Origin of the sequence: Streptomyces sp. SM1 (assembly GCF_002910825.1) — a bacterium.
Classification (GTDB): domain Bacteria; phylum Actinomycetota; class Actinomycetes; order Streptomycetales; family Streptomycetaceae; genus Streptomyces; species Streptomyces okerensis.
Window position 1 is genome coordinate 1 of record NZ_NEUB01000047.1, and the last position, 5731, is coordinate 5731.

Consider the following 5731-nt stretch of genomic DNA (forward strand, 5'->3'; position numbering starts at 1 on the left):
GCACCCGAGAACCGGTGAATCCATGACCGAGACCACAGCCGCTCAGCCGGGCAAGCGCCGTTCCGGCGGTATCGGCAGAATCGTCAGTGCGAGCCTGATCGGCACCACCATCGAGTGGTACGACTTCTTCCTCTACGGCTCCGCCGCCGCACTCGTGTTCAACACCCTCTTCTTCCCGGCCGACGACCCGCTGGTCGGCACCCTGCTCGCCTTCATCACGTACGCGATCGGATTCGTGGCCCGGCCGATCGGCGGCATGGTCTTCGGACACTTCGGCGACAAGATCGGCCGCAAGAAGCTGCTCGTGCTCAGCCTGATGCTGATGGGCGGCGCCACCTTCGCCATGGGTCTGCTGCCCACCTACGACACCATCGGTGTCGGCGCGCCGATCCTGCTGACCGTCCTGCGCCTGGTCCAGGGTTTCGCCCTGGGCGGCGAGTGGGGCGGGGCCGTGCTGATCGTCTCCGAGCACGGCGGGGACAAGCACCGCGGCTTCTGGGCCTCCTGGCCGCAGTCCGGCGCTCCCGGCGGCAACCTGCTGGCCACCGGTGTCCTCGCCCTGCTGGCCGCCGTCCAGTCGGAAGAGGCCTTCCTCTCCTGGGGCTGGCGCGTCCCCTTCCTGCTCTCCGGTGTGCTCGTGGTGATCGGGCTGTGGATCCGCGTCTCGGTGTCCGAATCGCCGGTCTTCCTCGCCGCCCGGGCCAAGGCGGAGGCCGAGGCGGAGCGGGGAGCCAAGGACGAGGCCCCGGTGGTCGAGGTCTTCCGCCGCAGCTGGCGTGAGGTGCTCGGCGCCATCGGCACCCGGTTCGGAGAGAACATTTCCTACTACGTCCTCACCTCCTTCCTGCTGGTCTACGTCACCGTCCACCTGGACCTGCCCAAGAGCACCGCCCTGAACGCCGTCCTGATCGGCTCGGCCGTCCACTTCGTCGCCATCCCGATGTGGGGCGCCCTCTCCGACCGGCTCGGCCGCAGGCCCGTGACGCTGATCGGATCCGTCGGCATGGCGGTCTGGGCGTTCGCGTTCTTCGCCCTGGTCGACACGGAGTCCTTCGCCGTGATCACCCTCTCGGTCACCGTGGGTCTCCTGCTCCACGGCGCCATGTACGGGCCGCAGGCCGCCTTCATCTCCGAGATGTTCGACACCAGGGTCCGCTACTCCGGGGCCTCCATGGGGTCCCAGCTGGCCTCCATCGTCGCGGGCGCCCTCGCTCCCATCATCGCCGTCGAACTCCTCAGGAACTACGGCTCCTCGACGCCCATCGCCCTCTACCTCTCCGCCGCCGCACTGGTCACCACCCTCACCGTCGTGGTCGTCAAGGAGACCCGCGGCCGGGACCTGACCCGCTCGACGACCGGGACGGTGCCACCGTCCCGGCAGCGCCAGGAGGCCTCGCTCGCCCGTACCGACAAGGTCTGAGAGACCCGCTGTGCCGGGGCCCGCCCGGGAGGGGACGGGCGGGCCCCGGCATGCAGGACCGCGGCGAAGCGGCAGGGACCGGGCGACCGCGCAGCGCCTCACCACCCGCGAAGCCACCCGCCGGGCGGCCTCTCATTGGTGTGGACCTATGACTGTCGAGCCGCCCCTGGCCAGCATATTCTTCGGGATGTAGCGTCATACGCATGAAGATCCTCATCAGCGCCGACATGGAGGGCGCCACCGGTGTCACCTGGCCGGCCGACGTGCTGCCGGGGACTCCCCAGTGGGAGCGGTGCCGGTCCATGTTCACCTCGGACGTCAACGCCGCCGTGCAGGGCTTCTTCGACGGCGGCGCCGACGAGGTGCTGATCAACGAAGCCCACTGGACCATGCGCAATCTGCTCCTCGAGCAGCTCGACGAGCGGGCCGAGATGCTCACCGGCCGGCACAAGGCCCTGTCCATGGTCGAGGGCGTGCAGCACGACGACGTCGACGGCATCGCGTTCATCGGCTACCACGCGGGCGCCGGTATGGAGGGCGTCCTCGCGCACACCTTCCTCGCCAACTCCATCACCGGGGTGTGGGTCAACGACGTACGGGCCAGCGAGGGCCTGCTCAACGCGCATGTGGTCGCCGAGTACGGGGTGCCGGTGATCCTGGTCACCGGAGACGACGTGGCCTGCGAGGACGCGCTCGGCTACGCGCCGGAGGCTCGGAAGGTCGCCGTCAAGGACCACGTGTCCCGGTACGCGGCGGTGTGCCGCACCCCTGCCAGGACCGCCGCCGAGATCCGCGCGGCGGCCAAGGAGGCGGCCGCGCTGGCGGTGCGCCGGGAGCCGGTCGACGGCGGGCCCTTCACCGTCGCGGTGGAGTTCGACGCGGAACATCTGGCGATGGCCGCCACCGTCGTGCCGGGCGTGGCCCGGACCGGCGAGCGCAGGGTGGCATACACCAGCGCGACCATGTACGAGGGAATCCGCACCTTCAAGGCGGTCACCACGATCGCCTCGAACGCGGTGGAGGAGCAGTATGGCTGACGAGCGGGCGATGGACGAGGTCGTGACCTTCACGTCCGACCTGATCCGGATCGACACGACCAACAGGGGCGGAGGCGACTGCCAGGAGCGGCCCGCCGCCGAGTACGCCGCCGCCCGGCTCGCCGAGGCCGGTCTGGAACCGGTGCTGCTCGAGCGCACCCCCGGCCGGACCAACGTCGTCGCGCGCCTGGAGGGCACCGACCCGTCGGCCGACGCGCTGCTCGTGCACGGGCATCTGGACGTCGTACCGGCCGAGGCGGCCGACTGGAGCGTGCACCCGTTCTCCGGCGAGGTCCGGGACGGGGTCGTCTGGGGGCGCGGCGCCGTCGACATGAAGAACATGGACGCGATGATCCTGGCCGTGGTGCGGGCCTGGGCGCGCGAGGGCGTGCGGCCCCGCCGTGACATCGTCGTCGCGTTCACCGCCGACGAGGAGGCCAGCGCGGAGGACGGTTCCGGGTTCCTCGCCGACCGGCACGCCCACCTCTTCGAGGGCTGCACCGAGGGCGTCAGCGAGTCGGGCGCGTTCACCTTCCACGACGGCGACGGACGGCAGCTCTACCCGATCGCGGCCGGCGAGCGCGGCACGGCCTGGCTGAAACTCACCGCGCGCGGCCGCGCCGGGCACGGCTCCAAGGTCAACCGGGAGAACGCGGTGACCCGCCTCGCCGCCGCCATCACCCGGATCGGCGAGCACCAGTGGCCGCTGCGGCTCACTCCGACGGTGCGGGCCGCGCTCGGCGAACTCGCCGCCCTGTACGGCATCGAGTCGGACCTGTCCGACGTGGACACCCTGCTGGACCAGCTCGGCACGGCGGGCAAGCTCGTCGAGGCCACCGTCCGCAACAGCGCGAACCCGACGATGCTGGACGCCGGGTACAAGGTCAACGTGATCCCCGGTGAGGCCGTGGCGCATGTGGACGGCCGCTTCCTGTCGGGGGCCGAGGACGAGTTCCGCGCGACCATGGACCGGCTCACCGGACCGGACGTCGACTGGGAGTTCGCGCACCACGAGGTGGCGCTCCAGGCGCCGGTGGAGTCGCCGACGTATCTCCGGATGCGGGCCGCGGTGGAGGAGTTCGCGCCCGAGGGGCACGTCGTGCCGTACTGCATGTCCGGCGGCACGGACGCCAAGCAGTTCTCCCGGCTCGGCATCACCGGCTACGGCTTCGCGCCGCTGAAGCTGCCGGAGGGATTCGACTACCAGGCCCTGTTCCACGGGGTCGACGAGCGCGTCCCGGTGGAGGCGCTCCGCTTCGGTGTCCGTGTCCTCGACCGGTTCCTGCGGACGGCCTGAGCGAGTGGGGGAGACAGTGCGGACCCTGTCGTACGGCGAGTGGCCCTCGCCCATCGACGCGGCCACGGCCGCGGCCCACGACGGCAGCCCCGAGTTCGCCGGCTTCGTCGGCGACGAGGTGTGGTGGACCGAGCCCCGGCCCGCCGAGGCCGGCCGGCGCACGCTGGTGCGCCGGCATGCCGACGGCACGGAGGAGTCCGTGCTGCCCGCGCCGTGGAACGTGCGCACCCGGGTCATCGAGTACGGCGGCCTCCCGTGGGCCGGTGCCGTCCACGACGGCGCGCCGGTCGTCGTGTTCGTGAACTTCGCCGACCAGCGCCTGTACCGGTACGAGCCGGGCGGCGAACCCCGCCCGCTCACCCCGGTGTCGCCGGTCGGCGAAGGGCTGCGCTGGGCCGAGCCGGTGCTGCTGCCGGAGCGCGGCGAGGTGTGGTGCGTCCTGGAGGAGTTCACCGGTGACGGGCCCAGCGACGTACGCCGCGTGCTGGCCGCCGTACCGGTGGACGGCTCCGCCGCCGACGACCGGACGGCCGTGCGGGAACTGACCGACGGGCGGCACCGGTTCGTCACCGGACCGCGCCTCTCGCCCGACGGGCGGCGCGCCGCCTGGATCGGCTGGGACCATCCGCGCATGCCGTGGGACGGCACGGAGCTGCTGGTCGCCGACGTCACACCGGACGGCACCCTGACCGGCGCCCGTACGGTGGCCGGCGGACCCGAGGAGTCCGTCCCCCAGGCGGACTGGACCCACGACGGACGGCTGCTGTACACCAGCGACCGCACCGGCTGGTGGAACCTCTACCGGGACGGACAGCCGCTCTGCCCGCGCGAGGAGGAGTTCGGCGGGCCGCTGTGGAAGCTGGGGCACCGCTGGTTCGCCCCGCTCGACGGCGGGCTGATCGCGGTCGTGCACGGCCGGGGCGCCCCCGCGCTCGGCGTACTCGACCCCGAGACCGGTGAGGTCGTCGACGCCGCCGGTCCCTGGACCGAGTTCGCGCCCTCGGTGGCCGCCCACCGGGAGCGAAGCGAGATGGGGGTCCCCCCGCCCGGAGGGTGGGGGAGGGTCGTCGCCGTCGGGGCCGGCCCGCGCAGCGGCCACGAGGTGGTGGAGCTGGACACCCGCACCGGCCGGGCCCGGGTGATCGGCGCCGCGCACCGGGACGCCGTGGACCCCGCCTACTACCCCGAGCCGCAGGTCCGCACGTTCACCGGACCGGACGGCCGCGAGATCCACGCCCAGGTCTATCCGCCGCACCATCCAGGGTGCACCGGCCCCGCGGACCGGCTCCCGCCGTACGTGATCTGGGCGCACGGCGGCCCCACCGGCCGGGTGCCGCTCGTACTCGACCTGGAGATCGCCTACTTCACCTCGCGCGGCATCGGCGTCGCCGAGGTCAACTACGGCGGCTCCACGGGCTACGGCCGCGCGTACCGCAACCGGCTGCGCGGACAGTGGGGCGTGGTCGACGTCGAGGACTGCGCCGCCGTCGCGCTGGCCCTCGCCGACGAGGGCACCGCCGACCGCGACCGGCTCGCCATCCGCGGCGGCAGCGCCGGCGGCTGGACCACCGCCGCCTCGCTCACCACGACCGACGTCTACGCCTGCGGCACCATCATCTACCCGGTGCTCGACCTCGCCGGCTGGGGCACGGGGGAGACCCACGACTTCGAGTCCCAGTACCTGGAGAGCCTGATCGGCCCGCGCGCCGAGGTGCCCGGACGGTACACGGAGCGGTCGCCCGTCGAGCACGCCGACCGGCTCACCGTGCCCTTCCTGATGCTCCAGGGGCTGGACGACGTGATCTGCCCGCCCGTGCAGTGCGAGCGGTTCCTGGCCCGGCTGGCCGGCCGGGGCGTGCCGCACGCGTATCTCACCTTCGAGGGCGAGAGCCACGGCTTCCGGCGGGCCGAGACGATGGTGCGCGCCCTGGAGGCGGAGCTGTCCCTGTACGCCCAGGTGTTCGGGATGGAACCGCC

The 5731-nt window shown here is 72.5% G+C and carries 4 protein-coding genes; all 4 read left to right on the forward strand.

What is annotated here, in order from left to right:
- The first annotated feature begins 22 nt into the window (after positions 1 to 22).
- Positions 23 to 1420: an MFS transporter gene (locus B9S61_RS00955; RefSeq protein WP_103540468.1), complete on the forward strand. Its 1398-nt coding sequence runs from the start codon at positions 23 to 25 to the stop codon at positions 1418 to 1420.
- A 203-nt stretch (positions 1421 to 1623) separates the two neighbouring features.
- A complete protein-coding gene (locus tag B9S61_RS00960) occupies positions 1624 to 2457 on the forward strand; it encodes a M55 family metallopeptidase (RefSeq protein WP_103540469.1) in 834 nt (277 codons plus the stop codon).
- Positions 2450 to 3754 carry a M20/M25/M40 family metallo-hydrolase gene (locus B9S61_RS00965; protein ID WP_103540470.1) on the forward strand — a complete coding sequence of 435 codons (1305 nt, stop codon included), beginning with the start codon at positions 2450 to 2452 and terminating at the stop codon, positions 3752 to 3754. Before B9S61_RS00960 ends, B9S61_RS00965 begins: the two co-directional genes overlap by 8 nt.
- Before the next feature lie 4 nt (positions 3755 to 3758).
- On the forward strand, positions 3759 to 5731 hold a 1973-nt coding region (locus B9S61_RS00970; RefSeq protein ID WP_258039492.1), incomplete at its 3' end, for a prolyl oligopeptidase family serine peptidase.

Excerpts from the sequence above, each read along its gene's own strand:
- B9S61_RS00960 (WP_103540469.1), top strand. The coding sequence starts at position 1,624 with ATGAAGATCCTCATCAGCGCCGACATGGAGGGCGCCACCGGTGTCACC.
- B9S61_RS00955 (WP_103540468.1), top strand. The coding sequence starts at position 23 with ATGACCGAGACCACAGCCGCTCAGCCGGGCAAGCGCCGTTCCGGCGGT.
- B9S61_RS00965 (WP_103540470.1), top strand. The coding sequence starts at position 2,450 with ATGGCTGACGAGCGGGCGATGGACGAGGTCGTGACCTTCACGTCCGAC.